22 protein-coding genes are annotated in these 22,754 nt (G+C 52.5%); 18 read left to right on the top strand and 4 right to left on the bottom strand.

All coding sequences use genetic code 11. From position 1 onward, the window contains the following. Window positions 1–289, top strand: a 289-nt coding sequence (locus tag EX31_RS12865; protein ID WP_037035115.1) for a fimbrial protein, incomplete at its 5' end; no start/stop codon positions are given. Between the two features lie 57 nt (window positions 290–346). On the opposite strand, the gene EX31_RS12860 is transcribed toward EX31_RS12865, so the two are convergent. Continuing rightward, window positions 347–1,372, bottom strand: coding sequence for a M48 family metallopeptidase (locus tag EX31_RS12860; protein WP_037035112.1), 1,026 nt, complete (start codon window positions 1,370–1,372; stop codon window positions 347–349). Between the two features lie 3 nt (window positions 1,373–1,375). Then, entirely contained in the window at window positions 1,376–2,566 is a 1,191-nt protein-coding gene (locus tag EX31_RS12855; RefSeq protein WP_037035110.1) for a YjgN family protein, read from the bottom strand. A gap of 260 nt (window positions 2,567–2,826) precedes the next feature. Between EX31_RS12855 and EX31_RS12850 the strand changes: the two genes are divergently transcribed. The 4 genes from EX31_RS12850 to EX31_RS12835 all read left to right on the top strand — a co-directional run bounded on the left by EX31_RS12850 (window position 2,827) and on the right by EX31_RS12835 (window position 7,293). Then, window positions 2,827–3,330, top strand: coding sequence for a GNAT family N-acetyltransferase (locus EX31_RS12850; protein WP_013577157.1), 504 nt, complete (start codon window positions 2,827–2,829; stop codon window positions 3,328–3,330). Window positions 3,331–3,374: 44 nt separating this feature from the next. Beyond that, window positions 3,375–4,115, top strand: coding sequence for a MurR/RpiR family transcriptional regulator (locus EX31_RS12845; RefSeq protein WP_037035108.1), 741 nt, complete (start codon window positions 3,375–3,377; stop codon window positions 4,113–4,115). Between the two features lie 147 nt (window positions 4,116–4,262). After that, window positions 4,263–5,795 carry a PTS transporter subunit EIIC gene (locus EX31_RS12840; RefSeq protein ID WP_037035106.1) on the top strand — a complete coding sequence of 511 codons (1,533 nt, stop codon included), beginning with the start codon at window positions 4,263–4,265 and terminating at the stop codon, window positions 5,793–5,795. 64 nt (window positions 5,796–5,859) lie between these two features. Next, window positions 5,860–7,293, top strand: a complete 1,434-nt coding sequence (locus tag EX31_RS12835; protein WP_037035104.1) for a 6-phospho-beta-glucosidase — start codon at window positions 5,860–5,862, stop codon at window positions 7,291–7,293. 36 nt (window positions 7,294–7,329) lie between these two features. Here the strand turns inward: EX31_RS12835 and rraB are convergent, their stop codons facing one another. Next, entirely contained in the window at window positions 7,330–7,755 is a 426-nt protein-coding gene (gene rraB, locus EX31_RS12830; RefSeq protein ID WP_037035103.1) for a ribonuclease E inhibitor RraB, read from the bottom strand. Between the two features lie 168 nt (window positions 7,756–7,923). Between rraB and argF (EX31_RS12825) the strand changes: the two genes are divergently transcribed. Continuing rightward, window positions 7,924–8,931, top strand: coding sequence for an ornithine carbamoyltransferase (gene argF, locus EX31_RS12825; RefSeq protein ID WP_037035102.1), 1,008 nt, complete (start codon window positions 7,924–7,926; stop codon window positions 8,929–8,931). Window positions 8,932–9,091: 160 nt separating this feature from the next. Further along, complete coding sequence (locus tag EX31_RS12820; RefSeq protein ID WP_013577163.1) at window positions 9,092–10,894, top strand: sugar phosphorylase; 1,803 nt, start codon at window positions 9,092–9,094, stop codon at window positions 10,892–10,894. On the opposite strand, the gene EX31_RS12815 is transcribed toward EX31_RS12820, so the two are convergent. After that, entirely contained in the window at window positions 10,875–11,345 is a 471-nt protein-coding gene (locus tag EX31_RS12815; RefSeq protein ID WP_037035120.1) for a NanQ anomerase/TabA/YiaL family protein, read from the bottom strand. The genes EX31_RS12820 and EX31_RS12815 overlap by 20 nt on opposite strands. A gap of 688 nt (window positions 11,346–12,033) precedes the next feature. On the opposite strand from EX31_RS12815, the gene arcA reads away from it, so the two are divergent. The 11 genes from arcA (at window position 12,034) to EX31_RS12760 (ending at window position 22,752) form a co-directional block, all read left to right on the top strand. Beyond that, complete coding sequence (gene arcA, locus EX31_RS12810) at window positions 12,034–13,254, top strand: arginine deiminase (protein ID WP_013577165.1); 1,221 nt, start codon at window positions 12,034–12,036, stop codon at window positions 13,252–13,254. Between the two features lie 22 nt (window positions 13,255–13,276). Further along, window positions 13,277–14,188: a carbamate kinase gene (arcC, locus tag EX31_RS12805; protein ID WP_037035101.1), complete on the top strand. Its 912-nt coding sequence runs from the start codon at window positions 13,277–13,279 to the stop codon at window positions 14,186–14,188. A 33-nt stretch (window positions 14,189–14,221) separates the two neighbouring features. Then, window positions 14,222–15,229, top strand: coding sequence for an ornithine carbamoyltransferase (argF, locus tag EX31_RS12800; protein ID WP_037035099.1), 1,008 nt, complete (start codon window positions 14,222–14,224; stop codon window positions 15,227–15,229). 52 nt (window positions 15,230–15,281) lie between these two features. After that, window positions 15,282–16,685 carry a YfcC family protein gene (locus tag EX31_RS12795; RefSeq protein WP_037035098.1) on the top strand — a complete coding sequence of 468 codons (1,404 nt, stop codon included), beginning with the start codon at window positions 15,282–15,284 and terminating at the stop codon, window positions 16,683–16,685. A gap of 61 nt (window positions 16,686–16,746) precedes the next feature. Next, window positions 16,747–17,253 carry an arginine repressor gene (locus EX31_RS12790; RefSeq protein ID WP_013577169.1) on the top strand — a complete coding sequence of 169 codons (507 nt, stop codon included), beginning with the start codon at window positions 16,747–16,749 and terminating at the stop codon, window positions 17,251–17,253. A gap of 248 nt (window positions 17,254–17,501) precedes the next feature. Then, window positions 17,502–18,437 carry an aspartate carbamoyltransferase gene (gene pyrB / locus EX31_RS12785; protein WP_013577171.1) on the top strand — a complete coding sequence of 312 codons (936 nt, stop codon included), beginning with the start codon at window positions 17,502–17,504 and terminating at the stop codon, window positions 18,435–18,437. A 19-nt stretch (window positions 18,438–18,456) separates the two neighbouring features. Continuing rightward, complete coding sequence (gene pyrI, locus EX31_RS12780; RefSeq protein ID WP_013577172.1) at window positions 18,457–18,921, top strand: aspartate carbamoyltransferase regulatory subunit; 465 nt, start codon at window positions 18,457–18,459, stop codon at window positions 18,919–18,921. 55 nt (window positions 18,922–18,976) lie between these two features. Beyond that, window positions 18,977–19,363 (top strand): 2-iminobutanoate/2-iminopropanoate deaminase, encoded by a 387-nt coding sequence (gene ridA, locus EX31_RS12775; RefSeq protein WP_015698834.1) that lies wholly within the window; start codon window positions 18,977–18,979, stop codon window positions 19,361–19,363. Window positions 19,364–19,571: 208 nt separating this feature from the next. Next, window positions 19,572–21,023, top strand: coding sequence for a circularly permuted type 2 ATP-grasp protein (locus EX31_RS12770; protein ID WP_013577183.1), 1,452 nt, complete (start codon window positions 19,572–19,574; stop codon window positions 21,021–21,023). Next, a complete protein-coding gene (locus EX31_RS12765) occupies window positions 21,017–21,958 on the top strand; it encodes an alpha-E domain-containing protein (protein ID WP_013577184.1) in 942 nt (313 codons plus the stop codon). The genes EX31_RS12770 and EX31_RS12765 overlap by 7 nt, the downstream gene beginning before the upstream one ends. Further along, window positions 21,958–22,752 (top strand): transglutaminase family protein, encoded by a 795-nt coding sequence (locus EX31_RS12760; RefSeq protein WP_013577185.1) that lies wholly within the window; start codon window positions 21,958–21,960, stop codon window positions 22,750–22,752. The genes EX31_RS12765 and EX31_RS12760 overlap by 1 nt, the downstream gene beginning before the upstream one ends. Window positions 22,753–22,754: the final 2 nt, after the last annotated feature.

The raw sequence follows: 22,754 nt of genomic DNA, 5'->3' as shown, positions 1-22,754 counted from the left end.
AATCCCTCTGCAATGCTACGCAGACACGACGGTCAATATCAGCTTCGACGCCCAATCTTCGCTGGGTAATGGCATTATTGATTTGACCAAAGAGGGTGCGGAAGGTGTAGGGATACAGCTAAAACTTAATAGTAAACTGGTTGAATTCGACAAAAAGACATTTGTCACCAAGACAACTCAGGAAGGCGCATTCGACATTCCGCTGACTGCGGCCTACATACAAACTGCTGATACAATCAAACCGGGTGTCGCCAATGCGGTGGCGAACTTCACCGTAACCTACGAATAATCGTTAGCGTCTGACGGATTCTTTATCAGAATCCGTCAGACACTTTTACTGATAAATCTACTCCTTCTCAGCCTCCCTGATATGTTCTATTCGCGACGCCATAGCAGGGTGCGAACTCAGCCAGTCAGGTAGATATTCATTCGCTTTCTCATTCTCCGCATCTGCGGACAAACGACGGTAAATCTCAGCCATTTGCTCAAGCGAGCGCCCTTCACGCTTCATTTCTACTATCGCCCAGTTATCCGCTTCACGCTCCATGCCTCGGGAAAATTGCAGTTCATTCGCCAGCGACGCCGTTTGTAATAAGGTATCGCCAATGCCGCTGACATCGCCGGTCATCCATAACAGCGTGAGGGACACCAGCGAGGAACGCACCAGCATGCGCATGGGATGCCGGTAAGCGTGATGTCCCATCTCATGCAGCATTACCCCTGCCAGCGCGTCATCACCCGGGCTAAGCGCCACCAGTTTATCGCTGAGGATCAGCGTGCCGTCCGTCAGCATGGAAGCGTTAGCCACATCGGGAATATTCATCAGCTTCAGCCGGACCGGCGTACGGTCGGTGCGTAATGACGGCGGGATCACCTGCTGGAAAAGCTGCTGAAGTGCTTTCTGTTTATCGGCAGGCAACGCCGAATCCCGGAAATCACTGGCGCTGAGCAGTGTCAGCGTATGACGCCCGAGGTTTTGCTCAACAGTGGTGGGAATTCGCTGCGCAATCACATTGCTGGCCCACGGCAATAAACCGTAGATATAAAAGAAAATCAGCAGGCAGGTCGCCAGCAAGGTGAGGAGCACCCCGCGCTTATGGCTTTCCATGCGGTATATCCAGCCGGGCCGGCGATGCTGCCGTAACCAGTGACGAAATGCACCGTCATCGGCAGGCACAAAACGGCCGCCATCGGGAAAAGTGAGAAACAGCGGGATCGTGCCCAGCGCATCAGAAACCTCGATCTCGCTGAGAGAAAAAGTCGGGTTCAGGTTTTCAGCTTCCAGCGTCAGACGCGGGTCGCCGCCCAAAAAAAGGCGGGCAGCCTTGCGAGCTGCCCGTCCCGGAGGCTGATAAAAGCCTTCAATGATCATGCATTACATTCCGACGCCAAGGTCGAACGCCTGAGTCACTTCTTCTGCCACTGCCGTGTTGGCGGTGTCAGCATGCGCCTGAACTTCCAGCAGGGATAAATCACCGGTCACCGCCGTGCAGGCTGCCATATAGCGGGCGGAACGGACATGGGCGACAGGCGTTGCCAGCCCCAGCGAGCAGACCACAATCAGCGCATTGGTGAACAGCAGCCCCAGATAAGACATCGTTTTCATGGATGAACGCAGTTTCACGCGATCACCGATTTGCGTCTGGTTAAAGACGTAATTGCGTACAGCCACCACCTGATAGCTCGCCACCACCAGCGCGCCGACAAACATAATGATGAAGGCCAGAATGAAGCTGAATAAATTGCTCATCAGCATCATGCCCGCCATGTCTTCAGACATGCCCCCCATATAAGCCATCTGTAACAGCGTGGTGAAGAAGGAACCCATCAGCCACAGGGCGATGATCAGGAAAGGCAGGAATAACACAATGCCCAGCAGGCTATATTTAATAAATGCGGCTTTTTTCAGATCAGCGCGGAAAGCGGTATTGCCGAAAAAGAGATTATTCACATACAGATCGTGTGTCATGGCGCTGATAATACCCTGCACCGCTGCCACACCCGGTACCAATGCCACCGCCACTAATACCACGCTGATCAGAATCGCGCTGATACTGGCCATCTGAACGGCAATTAATACCACCGCGGTGATCGGAATATACACCGCCAGCATTAACAGAATCGGACACAGATACATTGTCCAGTACGCACGGCCTGTTTTGCAGTGATAGTTAAAACGCACGCCACGGTAACTGGTCATGATCGCGTTATAACGCCAACTGCGGATAATCACCCAGGGCAATAGCGCGAGGAAAACCAGCGCAATCAACAGAGCCAACTGAGGCAGCAGTGCGGCCAGAATATAAAAGACGATAATGCCGCCAATCACCAGCAAACGTCCTTTCAATATCTGAACGGGTTTTGCGTGGTAATCAAAACGGTCGCCATTAATTTCGGTATTACCGAGGAAATAACGACGACGGCGAACGGTCGCCCATGCCGAATAAACCCCCAGAGTGATGATGGTTAATAATGCATTAACCAGCCATATTGCGAAATACTCTCCGCCCTTGCCATGAAAACGTACCTGATGCAGGTTATCGTTATATTGATTATTATCTGACATTTTTATCTTTCGTCCTGAAAGGAATGGGAAGCCGCCCTTCTTAAAATAAAGAAAGGTGACAGAGCACATTGTGTAACGATGAAGATTTAATCATGTCCCTGACCTTTCAGGCAATGGATTACTGCGTGTTCCAATGAAAAAAATTCGCATTTGAGATAAGTAAAATCATCGGGAAACGCCTGCGGCGTTGCATCAGCACGCCCTAAAATGGTATTAAAACGGTCTGTTTGTTTGCCTGTTATTGAAACTGAGTGAGTAACATGACGACCTCCCTTCCTGTCAGCGTGCGGGTGCGCCCGATACGCCATGAAGATAACGCTGCCATCGCTAACGTGATCCGCCACGTTTCTGCCGAATTTGGCCTGACTGCCGATAAAGGCTATACCGTCGCTGATCCGAATCTGGATCACCTGTTTGAAACCTACAGCCAGCCCCGTTGTGCCTACTGGGTGGTGGAACTGGACGGGGTGGTCGCGGGCGGTGGCGGCGTCGCACCGTTATCCGGTGCAGATAACGATCTGTGTGAATTGCAGAAGATGTATTTTATGCCAGCACTGCGCGGTCAGGGGCTGGCAAAACGACTGGCCTTACAGGCCATTGAACATGCACGCCAGCAGGGCTTTGCCCGCTGCTATCTGGAAACCACCGCCAGTCTGACCCAGGCGATTGCGCTGTATGAACGTCTGGGTTTCCACCACATTGACTGCGCCCTCGGCAACACCGGCCATGTCGATTGTGAAGTGACGATGTTAAAACACCTCTGACACCGTTGACGTTCTTTATTCGCGCTTTGCAAACAGGCATCTGAATGTTCACACATAAAGCCATTTCCGCGTTAAACGAACTGGAACTGACGGTCTACAACTACATCGTCAAAAACGGCGATAAAGTCATGTACATGACCATTCGTGAACTGGCGGATGCCGCAGGTGTCTCGACCACGACAGTTTTGCGCTTCTGCAAGAAAATGGATTGCGACGGTTATTCCGAATTTCGTATCCGTTTCAAGTTGTTTTTAGAGCATGAAGAAAAGCCGCCGGTGTCGTTTGGCATCAGTGAGATCATCAGTTATTTCAAAAGTATTAATAACAGTGAGTTTGATGAGTTATTAGAAAAGGCCGCCCGCCAGATTGCCAATGCGCAGCGTATTATATTTGTAGGTGTAGGAACCTCAGGTTCATTAGGAAAATACAGCGCACGCTTTTTCTCTAATGTCGGAAAATTCAGTACCTTTATTGATGACCCTTATTTCCCGATCAACAGTGATATGTATAAAGACGCTATCGCCATTATTCTTTCCGTCTCGGGTGAAACGGAAGAAGTGCTGCGTTTTGCTACGCAGTTCAGCCAGCATAATTGCAAAATCATCAGCCTCACTAACAGCGAAAACTCAACACTGGCGAGGCTTGCAGACCTCAACATCTCTTATCACATGCCGCAAATAGTCCTCGAAGGACAATATAACATTACCACGCAGATCCCGGTACTTTATATTATTGAGACCATCGGCAAGAAATTACCGTTAATAAAACGTGACTCAGCGCAATGAAAAAACAGGGTGTTTTTAATAAGTAACAAATCACCCGGGTTGATTTTTGTTATATCGTGACAATACCTTTTCTTTTGCTACACTCCTGCCGACGAGTAAAAAAACAAAAAATCTCACCTCTGTATTCCCGCAGGAGAATAATAAACAATGGCTATTAATTACGCTCAGACCGCTCAGGATATTGTTAAATATATTGGTGGCGATAATAATGTGATTAGCATCACACATTGCGCCACGCGTTTACGCTTTGTTCTGAAAGATAATAAAGCCGTCGATAAAGAAGAATTAAAACGAGTGAAAGGCGTTATCACCGTTATCGAGGCCGGCGGACAAATGCAGGTGGTGATCGGCAATCACGTGAGCGACGCGTACAATCAGGTGCTGAAATTGATCCAGATTGATGAAAATGCACCGGTTTCTGCACCGAATGTGGGTATTGTCAGCCGCGTCATGGACGTGATATCCAGCATCTTTACGCCTTTCCTTTATCAGCTTGCCGCCTGCGGTATTTTGCAGGGGATTATTTCCTTCCTGGCTGCCATCGGCATTATGGACGCCAGCAGCGGTACCTACCGTATTCTTAATTTTGTGTCATGGACGGCCTTTACCTTCCTGCCGGTGATGATTGCTTTCACCGCCGCGAAAAAATTCAACGTCAATCCTTTCACCGCAGTCATTACAGCCTGCGCGCTGATCAGCCCCGATTACATGAATATGCTGACGGCCTTTAAGATCACGTCGATCAACTCCGCCGATCCGGCCATGCAGCAACTGATGCGTGAAGCGGTCAGTAATCCTGATATTGCAAATATCCTGCAGAACGTGGTCGGTATTCCGGTTTCCGCACCAACGCTCGATTTCCTCGGTATTCCGGTGAAATATCTGAGCTATACCGCGTCCGTTATCCCGATCATTCTGATGGTGTGGGCGATGTCGTACATCGAACACTTCTTCAATAAAGTGCTGCCGGTGGTTATCCGCAACCTGTTCACGCCTATGTTTTGTATCGCCATTATGGTGCCGATGACGCTGCTGGTGTTCGGCCCGGTCGGTAACCTGATCGGTGGCGCGATTGGCGGCGTATACAACTACCTCTATCACCTCAGCCCGACCATTGCCGGCTTCGTGGTCGGTGCCTTCTGGCAGCCGCTGGTCACACTTGGCGTTCACTGGGGCATTACGCCGGTCACCGTCGGCAACTACGCGACGCTGGGTTACGACACTTTTACCGGCCTGCAGGCTTCCGCTGTCTTCGCGATGACCGGCAGCATGTTTGGCGTGTATCTGAAAACCCGCAGCCGCGAAATGAAAGGGATCTCATTGTCTGCGGGCGTCACCGGCCTGTTCGGTATCACTGAACCCGCTATTTATGGTGTGGCGCTGCGCCTGAAAAAACCGTTCCTGTGCAGCTGTGTCGCAGGTGGGATTGGCGGTGCGATTGCCGGTTCCTTTAACGCGGTGTCATGGAGCTACTGCCTGCCGGGGATTGCCGTACTGCCGGTGTTCTTCAAAGAAGGTCATATGCCACAGTTCCTCGGTTTCCTGCTGTCCATTAGCGTCGCCTTTGTGCTCGGTGCGTTGTTCACCTGGCTGGTCGGTTTCAAAGATGAACCCGATGTTGCCGCGCCCCAAAAAGTACCGGCAGAAACCCGTCGGGCTGCGCAGGCGGAAATGAATTAAATCTGACATTACGATCTACAGGGCAGAAGCAATCTGCCCTCATCAAGTATCCAGGGAGAATCAAATGAACCATCAGTTACCGAAAGATTTCTTGTGGGGCGGCGCGGTAGCGGCGCATCAGGTGGAAGGCGGCTGGAACCAGGGCGGCAAAGGCATCAGCATTTGCGACGTCCTTTCCGGCGGCGCGCACGGCGTTGACCGTGTGATGACCGACGGCGTGCTTGACGGCTACAGCTACCCGAACCACGAAGCCGTCGATTTCTACTCGCACTACAAAGAAGACATCGCGTTGTTCGCCGAAATGGGTTTCAAATGCTTCCGCACCTCGATTGCCTGGACGCGTATCTTCCCGAACGGTGACGAATTACAGCCAAACGAAGCCGGTCTGCAATTTTATGACGATATGTTTGATGAGCTGCTCAAACACAATATTGAGCCGGTGATCACCCTCTCCCACTTCGAAATGCCGTGGCATCTGGTGAAGGAATTCGGTGGCTGGAAAAACCGTCAGGTCGTCGATTTCTTCGTGCGTTTCAGCCAGGTGGTGATGGAGCGTTACAAAGGCAAAGTGAAATACTGGATGACCTTCAACGAGATCAATAACCAGCGTAACTGGAAATATCCGCTGTTCGGTTATTGCTGCTCCGGCGTGGTATTTACCGAGGAGGAAAATCCGGAAGAAACGATGTATCAGGTGTTGCATCATCAGTTCGTGGCCAGCGCTAAAGTGGTGAAACTTGGCCATGAGATCAACCCTGATTTTCAGATTGGCTGCATGATCGCCATGGTGCCGCTCTATCCGTTCTCCTGCCATCCTGACGACGTGATGTATTCCGTTGAAGCAATGCACGAACGCTTTCTGTTCAGCGACGTCCATATGCGCGGTTATTACCCGGCGTATGCGCTGAAAGAGTGGGAACGTCGCGGCTTCAACATCAAAATGGAAGATGGCGATTTACAGGCACTTCGCGATGGCTGTGCGGATTACATCGGCCTGAGCTATTACATGAGCAACGCGATTTCAGCGCACAATCCGAGTGATGATAATGGCTTGTCAGGTTTTGCGGGCAGCGTGCCGAATCCGCACGTGAAAGCCTCTGACTGGGGCTGGCAGATTGATCCCGTCGGGCTACGTTACACCCTGAATATTTTGTACGAGCGTTATCAGAAGCCGCTATTTATTGTCGAGAATGGCTTTGGTGCGATCGACAAAGCGGGTGATGACGGCGTCATTCACGATGATTACCGCATTGCGTATCTGAAAGCACACATCGCGCAGATGAAAAAAGCCGTGCTGGAAGACGGCGTGGATCTGATGGGTTATACGCCGTGGGGCTGCATCGACTGCGTGTCGTTTACCACCGGGCAGTACAGCAAACGTTATGGCTTCATTCACGTCGATAAAAACGATGATGGCAGCGGCACAATGGCGCGCTCGAAAAAAGAGAGCTTCGGCTGGTATCAGAAAGTGATTGAGAGTAACGGGGACGTGCTTTAATTAACGCCTCCCCCTGCGAAGGGGGAGGCATTCAGATTAATGACGTTTTCCGTCATCATCTTCATCAACGAAATCTTCGTCTTCGCCTTCTTCACCTTCTTCGTCGTCATCGCCTTCGAAGTAAGTGCCCCAGCCGTCATAGTTGACGCCGTTGGCCTCGGCCAGATTCATCAGTTGCTCAACCTGAATGTCGATCAACTCCGCTTTCAGCGCGATTTCGCTGATCACGTCGCAGCACATCACGGTTGAACCGTCTTCCACTTCCAGTTCTTCAGCGTCAGTGACTTCATAACCCAGTTTGAATGCTTCAACTGCTGCTTTCTCCAGAACTTCAAACTTCTCTGAAGATAAGTGGTGTTCGATAGTGTAAAGCGCGTCAGGATCACTGCCATCATCCAGCAGTTCTTCGATGATTAAGCGAGTCTCTTCACGTTGTTCTTCCAGCAATTCACGGTTTGCCATATCTCTGTCCTCAATCAATGTGACGTTTGTACGCTATTTTCACACACCGCAGGGCGCGTCTCCACTATAAACGACAAAGTTTTTACTGCGGGGTTGTATTTGCATATTCATCCAGTTAAATTGAATTTAAATTCAATCCGAAATGCTTACGCGCTATGGAGCGACATCATGAGTTTGTTGAGTAAACGTCATTTTCTCAGGTTACTGGATTTTACCCCGTCAGAGATTTCGTCACTGCTGAAACTCTCCGCAGAATTAAAAGCGGCTAAGAAAAACGGCACCGAAAAAGCCCGCCTGCAAGGCAAAAACATCGCGCTCATCTTCGAAAAAGACTCAACCCGCACCCGATGCTCTTTCGAAGTTGCCGCATACGATCAGGGGGCGAAAGTCACCTATCTCGGCCCAAGCGGCAGCCAGATCGGCCACAAAGAATCGATGAAAGATACCGCCCGCGTCCTTGGCCGCATGTACGACGGTATTCAGTATCGCGGTTACGGTCAGGATAAAGTGGAAATTCTGGCGCAATATGCCGGTGTCCCCGTGTGGAATGGCTTAACCAACGAATTCCACCCGACGCAGTTGCTGGCTGACCTGCTGACCATGCAGGAACACCTGCCGGGCCAGCCACTGAAAGGCATGCGTCTGGCCTATCTGGGCGACACCCGTAACAATATGGGCAATTCGCTGCTGGAAGCCGCCGCATTATGCGGTCTGGATTTGCGCCTTGTCGCACCGTCGGCCTGCTGGCCGGAAGCAGAACTGGTCGCCACCTGTGAGCACCTGGCGAAAGAAAATGGCGGCAGCATTACCCTGACCGAAGATATTGCGACCGGCGTGAAAGAGGCTGATTTCCTGTATACCGACGTGTGGGTTTCCATGGGCGAGCCGAAAGAAGTCTGGAAAGAGCGTATTAATTTGCTACGCCCTTATCAGGTCAACAGCGCGATGCTGGCGCTGACCGGCAATCCGCAGGTGAAATTCCTGCACTGCCTGCCAGCCTTCCATGACGACCAGACCACGCTGGGCAAACAAATGGCAGAAGAATATGGCCTGCACGGCGGCATGGAAGTCACCGATGAAGTCTTTGAATCCAGCCACAGCGTAGTATTTGATCAGGCTGAAAACCGTCTGCATACCATCAAAGCGGTGATGGTTGCCACCCTCGGTAACGACTGATTTCCCCCGGGCGTGCAGCAAGGATACACTTCCTGCACGCTGCAATCTTTACATCGTTTTGCACTTTATCCCGCCCGTTCCCGCCAGAAGACTGCATTTTCAGCTAACCTTTTTAAAGCACTTTGGTCAAAAAAACAAAAATGCAGAAGAAGGAACCGATATGAGCTCAGTCAATCTTGAGTATGTTCTGCGGCTGGAAAGCCTGTTAAGCAGGATTTACCCCCGGGAACACATCGCCGACCTGCTGAAAAAAATCCTGCATCTCGCCGACAAATGGAATTACGGCAAACACCGCACCACCCGCTGGGTGGATGGTACCAATATTTATCTGATTACTTATGGCGATAATATCCGTCACGGCGAGCAACCGCCGCTGGCGACGCTCAATCATTTCGCTAACACTTATCTGCGCGACATTATCAGCGACATCCATATTCTGCCGATGTATCCGTACAGTTCAGACGACGGCTTCAGCGTCATTGACTACCGGCGGATCGATGAACATCTTGGTGGCTGGTCAGATATTCATCACCTTTCGGCCAATTTCAACCTGATGTTTGATTGCGTGATCAACCATATTTCCCGCTCAAGCGAATGGATGAAAGGCTATCTGCATGACGATCCGTATTACAAAGATTACTTTATTGCCGCTAATCCCGAGCTGGATTACAGCCGCGTCGTGCGCCCGCGCGCTTCGCCGCTGCTCTCGCCATTTATCAAAACCGACGGCACCGAGCTGTATCTGTGGACGACGTTTAGTGAAGATCAGATCGATATTAATTTCAAGAATCCTCAGGTCTTGCTGGAAAGCATTGATGTGCTGTTGCAATACGCCGCCAGCGGCGGGCAGTCGATCCGCCTCGATGCGATTGGTTATATCTGGAAAGAAGCCGGGACGCGCTGCATTCACATGCCACAGGCGCATAACATCATTAAAGTCTGGCGCACTATTCTCGATGAAGTGATCCCCGGCACGCGGATCATCACTGAAACCAATGTCCCGCATCACGAAAATATCAGTTATTTCGGCGAAGGTGACGAGGCACACATGGTGTATCAGTTCCCGCTGCCACCGCTGACCTTGCACGCTTTTTTGCGTCAGGACACCACCACGCTCACCCAATGGGCGCAAAGCCTGAATGCGGAAGCCCGTTACCCTGACACCACCTATTTCAACTTTCTTGCCAGCCACGACGGCATCGGTCTGCGCCCGACCGAGACCTTCCTGACCGATGATGAACGTAAATACATGGCGCAGGAAACGCTGCGCAAGGAAGGCCGCGTGTCCTATAAAGACAACGGCGACGGCACCCATTCGCCTTACGAACTGAACATTAATTACCTGAGCGCGCTGACCGAACCGGAAGATAATACCGAGATGAAAGCCCGCAAGTTTCTGGCGGCACAGGCGCTGTTATTGTCGTTTATCGGCGTCCCGGCGATTTATATTCACAGCCTGCTGGGCAGCGAGAACGATCTCGACGGCATGCATCAGTCCGGGATCAACCGCCGCATCAACCGTAAAAAGCTGGATCTGATGGATATTGAAGCTGAACTGGAAAAAAAAGACGGCTTACGCGCCCGCATTTTTTACGGATTACAGGCACTCATCAGGCACCGCCGCGAGCACCCGGCATTTTCACCGCAGGCTGGCCAGCGCGTGTTTGATCTGGGCAAATCGCTGTTTGCGATGGAACGCTATGATCCGAAAACCGAAGACCGGATCAGCTGCATATTCAATATCAGCGATCATTCGCAGATGCTGAAGCTGGCGGTCGAAGGGAAGGATCTGATTAGCGGAGAAGTATTTAACGGCCAGATGCGTCTCCAGCCGTGGCAGGTGGTGTGGATCAAACACAAACTCAAAGCGCCGGAACGTCTCGGCAGGCTGCGTCGCTGGCGGATGAAGCTGATCAAGCGCACAAAGCGCTACACAATAAGCATTAAGCGGACAATGCGCTGACGTTCATTTTCACCACGGCTTTACGCACATTGGCCGGTTCGCCGACGGCGCACAGCGGTTTATGCACTTCGCCCGGATAAAACACCACGAAATCGCCGGTCTGCATGATCATGGTTTTTTCCTGCTCACCGGCAGCCAGGAACGCGATGTCTTTCTCTTCCAGCCAGTCGGTATCGACATACCCTGCCGGTAAGTTGCTGAATGTCATGCCTTCGGTGCCGTTGAGGATAATCTGGATATCCAGATTACGTGCGTGGAACTCGGCACGACGTTCAGCCTGTGGCGCAGTGGAATCATTGGAAATCAGCACAAAAACGTCGTTGCCGCGGATATCGTGTTTACCCAACGGGGTGTCCGGCGTGATGTGCTGTTTAACGTATTCAATGGCTTCGCGCAGTTCAGCGGGCAGATAAGGGACGAGATGCAGTGCGTGGATGTTTCCTGTGATCATCATAACCTCGGGTTTGTAATGCATGAGTGAAACAGCGTTTCATAAATACTAATCCTGTTTGCTGTCTGCTTGCCAGAGCGGGATCAAAATTTTGACTTCCTGGAGGATATTTTTGTGGCTGAACATCACCCGAAGCCGGTAAACAATGGTTATGCAGCCAGATTGCATAAACCCTGAAAACGTATTCAGTGTGGCCCTTTCATCCTGTTGGTCTTACGGACTTTTTATAAAAACTCACTCACAGATCACAAAGTTAATTAAACCGAAAACACCTCAAATAAATCATAGTTATTTAAGGTTTCAGAGTATTTATAAATATTTAATCATGAAAAAAGACATTCTATGCAGACGGGAAATAAACCCCTTATTTTTTAGCGGATTATAACTGAGTAAACATTATCTCAATCGGTCATTTACTGTCAGGATAAATAATTACGCTGATATTTCGTTTATTATTCACTTTACTGTGTCCGCTAATAAATAAAACAATGATGCTTATCAATCAACATATAACCTCTTTCACCCGTTTATTCTGGTGCGATCTGAATCACATATTAAATGCCTGAGCGGAATATTATTCACTCCGTTGCGGGCATATTCCATTTCAGGTTGAATATATTATTTATTCTCCGCGTAATTCATTTGCCCAAAACATTATTTGGTCTTCTTTTTATAAAAAGGGATAAATATGAAACGGCATTATGTAGGATCCGAAATAGGCCAACTTCGCAGCGTGATGCTTCACCGGCCAAATTTAAGTTTACAGCGACTCACCCCGTCGAATTGTCAGGAATTATTATTCGATGACGTACTTTCCGTTGAGCGCGCCGGAAAAGAGCATGACGTCTTCAGTCAGACCTTGCGCCAGCAAGGTGTGGAAGTCTTATTGCTCACTGACCTGCTGACGGAAACCCTCGATAACCGCGAGGCCAAAGACTGGCTGCTCAGCCGGCAAATCTCGGATTACCGGCTTGGGCCACAATTTGCCGAAGAGATTCGTGGCTGGCTGGCCGATCTTCCTCACCGGCAAACGGCCCGGTTTATGAGCGGCGGATTAACATACAGTGAAATTCCCGATACATTCCATAATATGGTCACAGATACGCATCAGTTAAATGACTTCGTGATTAAGCCTTTACCCAATCATTTATTTACCCGTGATACCTCCTGCTGGATATATAACGGCGTGTCAGTTAATCCGATGGCAAAGGAAGCGCGTAAACGGGAAACCAATAATTTACGGGCCATATATCGCTGGCACCCGCACTTTACCGATAACGAATTTATTACTTACTTTGGCGACGACGAATTTAATTACGACCACGCCACGCTGGAAGGTGGCGATGTTTTAGTCATTGGCCGTGGCGCAGTATTAATTGGTTTATCAGAACGCACGACACCGCAGGGTGTGGAGTTCCTCGCGCGTTCACTGTTCAAACATCAGCAAGCCACCAAAGTGATTGTGCTGCAATTACCGAAACACCGTTCCTGTATGCACCTTGATACCGTCATGACACATATCGATCTGGACACTTTCTCGGTGTATCCGGAAGTGGTGCGCGACACCACGTTGTGCTGGACGCTGACCGACAATGGTCACGGTGGCCTGCGTCGCACCGAAGAACCACAGTTCGTGCGGGCAATCGGCAAAGCGCTGGGCATTGACGACATCAGACTCATCACCACCGGTGGCGACAGTTTTGAAGCCGAACGCGAACAGTGGAATGACGCCAATAACGTCCTGACCGTGCGTCCCGGCGTGGTCATCGGCTACGAACGTAACACCCGGACTAACGAAAAATACGACAAAGCCGGGATCACCGTTCTCCCCATTCCGGGTGATGAACTGGGAAGAGGCCGCGGCGGCGCACGTTGCATGAGCTGCCCGCTTGAACGCGACGACATCTGATCACCTATACCGGGAAAATTTCATGAACAAACCTGTTCTGGTTGTCGCCCTTGGCGGCAACGCATTGTTGCGCCGTGGCGAACCGCTCGAAGCCGAACTGCAGCGCAAAAACATCCGTCTGGCCGCCAATACGCTGGCTGCGCTATGCCAGAAATGGCGCGTCGTGCTGGTGCACGGCAACGGCCCGCAGGTCGGATTGCTGGCGCTGCAAAACAGCGCTTATCCGGCAGTCGCGCCCTACCCGCTCGATATTCTGGTGGCACAAACACAGGGGATGATCGGCTATCTGTTGCAACAGGCGTTGAAAAATTGTCTGCCTGAGAGCCGCGTCTGCACCCTGCTGACGCAGGTGGAAGTCAGCCTGCTCGATCCGGCATTTGATAAGCCGACGAAATACATCGGTCCGGTTTATACGCAGGCGCAGTCGGAAAATCTGGCCGCCGAAAAAGGCTGGGCGATGAAAGCCGACGGGCAGCATTTCCGCCGCGTGGTCGCCTCTCCTCAACCGCAGCGCATCCTCGAAATTGATGCCATCCGTGACTTGCTGGAAAAGCACTATCTGGTCATCTGTAACGGCGGCGGCGGTGTGCCGGTTCATCAGACCGCCGACGGGCTGGCAGGCGCAGAGGCCGTCATCGACAAAGACCTTTCGGCGGCGCTGCTGGCGCGTCAGTTACAGGCCGTCGCGCTGCTGATCCTGACCGATGCCGATGCGGTGTACCTCGGCTGGGGCACGCCGGAGCAGCGTCCGCTGCATCAAATCACTACACGGGATCTTGCCGGTATGACCTTCGACGCCGGATCCATGGGGCCGAAAGTCAGTGCCGCCTGCCAGTTTGTCGACGCCTGCCACGGACTGGCGGGGATCGGCGCACTGGAAGAGGGTGAAGCCATTCTGGCCGGTCTGAAAGGCACCTGTATCCGCGCGGAATAACCCGCCCTCACTTCATTATTTCAGGATGATGTTATGACTACTACATTGAAAAACCGTCATTTTCTTAAACTTCTTGATTTCACACCGGAAGAGATTCAGCAACTGATCACCCTGGCGCTGACGCTTAAAAACGATAAGCAAACAGGTCAGGAACGCCCTTGTCTGCGCGGAAAAAATATCGCGCTGATTTTTGAGAAAACCTCGACCCGCACCCGCTGTGCGTTTGAAGTCGCCGCGTTTGATCAGGGCGCACACGTGACTTATCTCGGTCCTGGCGGCAGCCAGATCGGACACAAGGAATCCATGAAAGACACCGCCCGCGTGCTGGGGCGAATGTATGACGGCATCGAATACCGGGGTTTTGCACAAAAGACGGTGGAAGAACTGGCGGAATTCTCCGGCGTACCGGTGTGGAACGGGCTGACCGACGAGTTTCATCCGACCCAAATCCTTGCCGACCTGATGACCATGCTTGAACACTCGCCGGGTAAAAAACTCAGTCAGATCAGCTTCGCTTATCTGGGCGATGCCCGAAACAATATGGGTAATTCCCTGATGGTCGGGGCAGCAAAAATGGGAATGGATATCCGTCTGATCGCGCCAAAATCCTTCTGGCCGGAAGAGACACTGGTCGCGACCTGCCGCGATATCGCCCGCACTACCGGCGCAAGGATCCTGCTGACAGAACACGTTGATGAAGGCGTACAGGGCGTCGATTTTCTTTACACCGATGTCTGGGTGTCAATGGGCGAAGCCAAAACCGCCTGGGCAGAACGTATCAGTCTGATGACCCCGTATCAGGTTAATGCGGCGGTGCTTAACGCTACCGGCAATCCTGACGTCAAATTCATGCACTGCCTGCCCGCCTTCCATAACGAAGAAACCACCCTCGGCAAAGAACTGGAAATCGCTTACGGCATGAAAGGGCTGGAAGTGACGGATGACGTTTTTGAGTCCCCGCATTCCATCGTTTTTGATGAAGCCGAAAACCGTATGCACACCATAAAAGCGGTCATGGTCGCCACCCTTGGCGATGACTAAGCCCCTTGCGTGAAGGCGTTTTGCCTTCACGCTTTTTTTAAGGATTACGTTTATGCGTACATTCAAATTCCCTTCTGCCTACACCATTTTGTTTGTGCTTATCGCGCTGGTTGCCGGTCTGAGCTGGATTATTCCCGCCGGTCAGTACGACATGGCGATGAATGCCCGGCTGGGCAAAGAGGTACCCGTCTCAGGCACCTATCACGCCGTTACCGGCAACCCGCAGGGGCTGGTGGATATTTTCCTCGCGCCCATTGATGGCCTGTACAACCACACCACCGGCCAGGCTGGCGCAATTGATGTCGCTTTATTTATTCTGATCATCGGCGGTTTTCTGGGCATCGTCACCAAAACCGGGGCAATCGACGCCGGAATTGAGCGGGTGACTGTCCGGCTTAAGGGCAAAGAAGAATGGATGATCCCGATCCTGATGGCACTGTTCGCCGCCGGTGGCACCATTTACGGCATGGCCGAAGAATCATTGCCATTTTACACCCTTCTGGTACCGGTGATGATGGCGGCCCGTTTCGACCCGCTGGTCGCGGCGGCTACCGTACTGCTGGGCGCCGGGATTGGCACGCTCGGCTCGACGATCAATCCTTTCGCAACAGTGATTGCCGCCAATGCTGCCGGGATCCCCTTCACCCACGGGATCGGCCTGCGCGTGGCGATTCTGATCATCGGCTGGCTGATCTGCGTGATCTGGGTGATGCGCTATGCCCGTAAAGTGCGCCGCGATCCCTCGCTTTCTGTTGTGGCTGATCAGTGGGACAGCAACCGCGCCCACTTTCTCGGTAACCGCAGCGATGAACTGCTGCCCTTTACCGGTGTACGTAAAATCATTCTGCTGATCTTCGCGCTGGCTTTTGTGGTGATGATTTATGGCGTATCGGTAAAAGGCTGGTGGATGGGGGAAATCTCCGGCGTTTTCCTGGCCGCAGCGATCCTGGTGGGGCTGATTGCCCGCATGAGTGAGGAAGAACTCACCTCGACATTCATTGATGGCGCACGCGACCTGCTCGGCGTGGCACTGATCATCGGCATTGCCCGTGGCATCGTGGTGATCATGGACAACGGCATGATCACCCACACCATTTTGCACAGCGCAGAAGGCATCGTTTCCGGATTATCCAGCGTGATTTTCATCAACGTCATGTTCCTGCTCGAAGTGGTGCTGTCGTTTCTGGTGCCCTCTTCATCCGGTCTGGCGGTGATGACCATGCCGATCATGGCGCCGCTCGCCGATTTCGCCCACGTCGGGCGTGAACTGGTGGTGACCGCTTATCAGTCGGCATCGGGGCTGGTGAATCTGGTCACGCCGACCTCCGCTGTCGTCATGGGCGGTCTGGCCATCGCGCGGGTGCCCTATGTCCGCTGGCTGAAATGGGTCGCACCTTTGATGGGAATTTTACTGATATTGCTGATGTTCGCGCTAAGTCTCGGTTCTTTGGTTTAACTCTTTGTAGAAAATGATTTTTTTGCCATGTTGACGTCCTTTATTTACCGGGAACATAACCATGAAAAGAACGTTGTCTACACTTGAAAAAGAACACCAGCAACTGATCCTCTGCCATCAGCTTATTGCCAGCCGGAGTTTTTCATCACAGGAAGAACTGCGTGTGGAATTCCAGCGGGCGGGATATCGCAACATCGGCCAGTCCACCATTTCTCAATTGCTGAAAATACTGGGCGTCGTGAAGGTACAGAATGCCAAAGGCAAAAAGATTTACGCCCTGAATGAGCAATCTCAGCTTATCCCTGATGCCCTGAGGCCAGTGAGTGAAATGGTCACCGATGTGGATCACAACCCTCAATTTGTCGTGGTACATGTCATGCCGGGCTATGGCCGCGCCGTGGGGCGGATTATCGATCAACACCGGTTGCCGGAGGTGCTCGGCGTGATCGCATCGAGTACTTCCGTGCTGGTTGCGCCACGGGAAATGACAGAGCTGGACAGAGTTTGCAGGATAATCAGGCGAATACTGGCGATAAAGGAAAATCACGGCAGCAACCGTTTGCCTTAGGCCATTTTTCCGCTTGATGTCGTCAATGACCCGCGTATAATGCGCCACAATTTGTCGGGAGAACCCATGAACAATCGCCAGGTTTTGTGCTCAGATGATCGACCAAACACCGTGCCATCAGGCAGCCCGCTGCCGTTGTTCTTCCGTGGTATTACCGTTTTACTGAAAGCCCCTCATTGAGGGGCTTTTTTTTGTCCGGAATTTGAGCGCCACACTTTTTACGCGTAAAGAACAGGAGAATGACGACTATGGCCAATCCGCTGTATCAGAAAGACATCATTTCTATCAACGATCTCAGCCGCGAAGAGCTGGAACTGGTACTGGATACCGCTGCCAGCCTGAAAGCCAACCCGCAGCCTGAATTGCTGAAACACAAAGTGATCGCCAGTTGTTTCTTCGAAGCCTCAACCCGCACCCGTCTGTCATTTGAAACGTCGATGCATCGTCTGGGCGCCTCGGTGGTGGGTTTCTCCGACAGCAGCAACACCTCGCTCGGCAAAAAAGGCGAAACGCTGGCCGATACCATTTCGGTCATCAGCACCTACGTTGATGCGATTGTGATGCGCCATCCGCAGGAAGGCGCGGCGCGTCTGGCGACCGAATTCTCCGGCGGTATTCCGGTGCTCAACGCAGGCGACGGAGCGAACCAGCATCCGACGCAAACCCTGCTGGATTTGTTCACCATTCAGGAAACTCAGGGCCGTCTCGACAACATTAAAATCGCCATGGTCGGCGACCTGAAATATGGCCGCACGGTACATTCCCTGGCGCAGGCACTGGCGAAATTTAACGGCAACCGCTTCTACTTTATCGCGCCGGACGCGCTGGCGATGCCGGGGTATATCCTGACGTTGCTGGAAGAGAAAGGCATCGAATACAGCCTGCACAGCAGCATTGATGAAGTGGTGTCTGAAATCGACATTCTGTACATGACCCGCGTGCAAAAAGAGCGTCTGGATCCATCGGAATACGCCAACGTGAAAGCACAGTTTGTCCTGCGGGCTGCCGATCTGACCCATGCTCAGCCGCACCTGAAAGTGCTTCACCCGCTGCCGCGTATCGATGAAATCACGCCGGATGTGGATAAAACGCCATATGCCTGGTATTTCCAGCAGGCCGGTAACGGAATTTTTGCGCGTCAGGCTTTGCTGGCGCTGGTTCTGAACGCAGACACTGCACAGTAAACTTGAGGAGAAAACGATTATGACGCACGACAACAAACTTCAGGTTGAAGCGATCAAATGCGGTACGGTCATCGACCATATTCCGGCACAGGTCGGATTTAAATTACTGTCGCTGTTCAAGTTTACCCAGACGGAACAACGTGTGACGGTCGGCCTGAACCTGCCTTCCGGCGAGCTGGGCCGCAAAGACATCATCAAAATCGAAAACACCTTTCTGACCGACGAACAGGTCAATCAGCTGGCGGTGTATGCCCCGCGCGCGACGGTGAACCGCATCGACAATTACGACGTGGTGAAAAAGCTGATGCCGACGCTGCCGGACCGGATTGTCGGCGTACTGCGCTGCCCGAACGGCAACTGCATCAGCCGTTTTGAACCGGTGGACTCCAGCTTTGCGGTGAAACAGCGCGCAGACGGCGTGCACCTGAAATGCAAATACTGCGAAAAAGAGTTTGAGCATCAGGTGGTGCTCAATAACGACTGAGCCTTTATACTGGGGAACAATTTCTTGTTCCCCTTAACGCAAATCAGGAGACATTATGTCCCGCGAAATCAGCACTGAAAACGCCCCTGCCGCTATCGGTCCTTATGTTCAGGGCGTGGATCTGGGCAGTATGATCATCACTTCCGGCCAGATCCCAGTGGATCCTAAAACCGGCTCTGTGGCTGACGACATTTCTGCGCAGGCACGTCAGTCACTGGAAAACGTACAGGCGATCGTTGAAGCCGCTGGCCTGAAAGTATCAGATATTGTGAAAACCACCGTTTTCGTGAAAGATCTGAATGACTTCGCCACCGTTAACGCCACGTATGAAGCCTTCTTCACCGAGCACAACGCGCCATTCCCGGCCCGTTCTTGCGTTGAAGTCGCCCGTCTGCCAAAAGACGTGAAAATCGAAATCGAAGCCATCGCCGTCCGCCGTTAATTCGCGTCAGTGATGCACCAGACCAGCCTGCGGGCTGGTTTTTTTTGCCCCATTTTCAGGCAAACAAACTTCTCCTCGCCCTATAATTAAGCAGACCGCCCCCTTTTCACCTGATTTTCAGCCCGTTTTGCACGCTGGCACACTTTATGCCTGATCTTCATTGTTATTGAACGATTCAATTGCAGCCTGTCCAGTTTGTGAGGTGATGATGATCAAGATTGACCTTTCCGATTCACCCTTTTTTGATGAAATGTTGATGGCTGAAGGCAAACACCGCAGCCATTATCAGGCCTACTGGCAGTGGTTGCAGCAAGCCGATCAACAGGCAGTCCAGCGCAAAAAAGAGGAAGCTGCGCTGTTGTTTCACCGGGTGGGGATTACCTTTAATGTTTATGGCGAAGATGATGGCGCGGAACGGCTGATCCCGTTCGACAGCGTGCCACGCATTATTCCGGCCAGCGAATGGCAGATGCTTGATCGCGGGATCCGTCAGCGGGTTCAGGCGCTTAATGCTTTTCTGCATGATATTTATCATGACCAGAAGATCCTCAAGGCAGGGATCGTGCCCGCCGAACAGGTGCTGGCCAACGATCAGTATCAGCCCTGCATGCAGGGCATCGATCTTCACCGTGATACCTACGCCCACATTGCCGGAACCGACATGGTGCGGGGAGGCGATGGCGAATACTACGTACTGGAAGACAACCTGCGCACGCCGTCCGGTGTGTCTTACATGATGGAAAACCGCAAAATGATGATGCGGTTATATCCCGAATTGTTTGCCGAGCAGCGTATCGCGCCGGTTTCCCGCTACCCTTCCCACTTACTGCAAACCCTGCGCGAAAGCACCACCGTCAACGATCCGACCGTCGTGGTACTGACGCCCGGCCGCTTTAACAGTGCCTATTTCGAGCACAGTTTCCTCGCACAACAAATGGGCGTTGAACTGGTAGAAAGTGTCGATCTGTTCGTGAAAGACGGCGCGGTGTTTATGCGCACCACCGCCGGACCGTGCAAGATTGACGTGATCTACCGGCGTATTGACGACGCCTTCCTCGATCCGCTGGCGTTCCGCGCCGATTCCATGCTCGGGGTTCCCGGCCTGCTGTCGGTGTATCGATCCGGTGGTGTGGTGCTGGCGAATGCGATCGGTACCGGCGTGGCGGATGATAAATCGATCTACCCGTATGTACCGGAGATGATCCGTTACTACCTGGCGGAAGATCCGATCCTCAATAACGTGCCGACGTGGCAATGCCGCAAGGAAAGCGATCTGTCTTTCGTGCTGGCCAACCTGGAAAAAATGGTGGTGAAAGAGGTTCATGGCGCAGGCGGTTACGGCATGCTGATTGGGCCGACGGCCAGCAAGGCAGAAATTGAACGCTTCCGCGAATTACTGCGCATCCGCCCGGAAAACTACATCGCGCAGGAAACGCTGGCGCTTTCCACCTGCCCGACCTTTGTCGGTAACGGGCTGGCGCCGCGTCATATCGACCTGCGGCCATTTGCGCTGACCGGCGCCGAAATTCGTCTGGTACCGGGCGGATTAACCCGCGTAGCGCTGGAAGAAGGCTCGCTGGTAGTGAATTCATCTCAGGGCGGCGGGACCAAAGATACCTGGGTGCTGGAAGAAAATCCGACGGAGGATGACGCATGCTAAGCAGAACAGCCAGCGAACTGTACTGGATGGCGCGTTATCTGGAACGCGCCGAGAATATTGCACGCCTGCTGGACGTGACCAATAAGCTGTCGATGATGTCGATCCGTGACGTCAACGCACGCGATGAAAACAATGATTTACTGGTACCGCTGACCATGACCGGTACGCGGACACTGTTCAACGAGCACTATCCGCAGGAGTCGATGGGTAATCTGCTCAACTTCTTCGCTCTGGACAGCTTCAACCACAGCAGCATTTTCAGTTGCCTGCAGATGGCCTGGAACAATGCGCATGCGGTGCGCGGCAGTCTTTCTTCTGAAGTCTGGGAAAGCATCAATGCCACCTGGATAGAGATGAAACTGATCCGCCGTCAGGGCGTCGGTTCTGCCGGTGCAGACGCTTTCTTCGACTGGGTCAAGGAGCGCTCACATCTGTTCCGCGGTGCGATGTTCGGCACATTACTGCGCAGTGATGCACTGAACTTTATCCGCCTCGGCACCATGCTTGAGCGGGCGGACAGCACCGCCCGCCTGCTGGATGCCAAAAATCAGTTACTGAATGCTGATGAAGATCCGGTGCGCGAGTACTACCGGATGGACACGCTGCTGCGTGCGGTCAGCGCCCGCGAAGCGTTCCACACGCTTTATAAGCAGCAACTTAGCCAGAAACGTATTGCCGAGCTGCTGATACTGCGCCGCGAGTTACCGCGTTCTCTGCTTTCCTGTGTCGAAATCATGGCCGAACAGCTGGAGGAAATCGGCGGCAGCGCAGGCAATTTACCACGCCGCCGTGTCCATACCCTTCATGCTCAGCTTCGCTTCACCGAAATGGACGAGATTGTTGAGATGGGTCTCAGCCCCTGGTTGATGCAGTTTCTGGATCAGACCAATGCCATCGCTGAGAGCATTCATCAAACCTATCTGGAGGCCCAATAATGAAACTGAATGTCACACATCAGACGCATTACAGCTATGCGCAACAGGTTAAACACAGCACGCAATATCTGCGCCTCACACCGCAGGATTCCAGCCATCAGAAGATTTTGTCGTGGGATCTGACCTTGCCGGAATATGCCACCCGCACGCTGGATGCCTATGGCAATGTGCTGCATGTCCTGACGCTCGATCAACCTCATCAGGCGATCACCATTGAAGCCAACGGCGTGGTCGAGATTGAAGACAATACGGAAGACGATAATTGCGGGCATCTCTCGCCGCTGGTGTTTTTGCGCACCAGCCCGCTGACCCTGGCCGATGGCGCGATCCGCGATTTCGCCAGCCGTTATTACCGGCCGCAGGCACAGCATGAAAGTCTGTGCAGCCTGATGGGCGAACTGCTGCTGAAAATGCCTTACAACCCCGGCAGCACCACGGTGAAAGACAGCGCCTCACAAGCCTTTTCAGCACAAACCGGCGTATGTCAGGATCACACACACGTTTTCCTGGCCTGCTGCCGCAGTCTGGGCATTCCGGCGCGTTACGTCAGCGGCTATCTTTACTCGGAAGACTCGGCGCATGTGGCCATGCATGCGTGGGCGGAAGCCTGGCTGGATGACCGCTGGCAGAGCTTCGATGTCACCAATAACACCTGTAAACCGAATCAGCATTTGAAACTGGCTATCGGCATAGATTATCTTGATGCATGCCCGGTCCGCGGTATCCGGCTAGGGGGAGGAAGCGAAGACATGCGCACTGTCGCGGCCGTTGCCATACTCGACGTTCCGCAATGATC

The organism is Rahnella sp. WP5 (genome assembly GCF_000745615.1).
In the GTDB taxonomy this organism is placed as follows: domain Bacteria; phylum Pseudomonadota; class Gammaproteobacteria; order Enterobacterales; family Enterobacteriaceae; genus Rahnella; species Rahnella aceris.
Note: the sequence above shows the minus strand (reverse complement) of the source record. Positions and strands in the feature narration are given on the sequence as shown.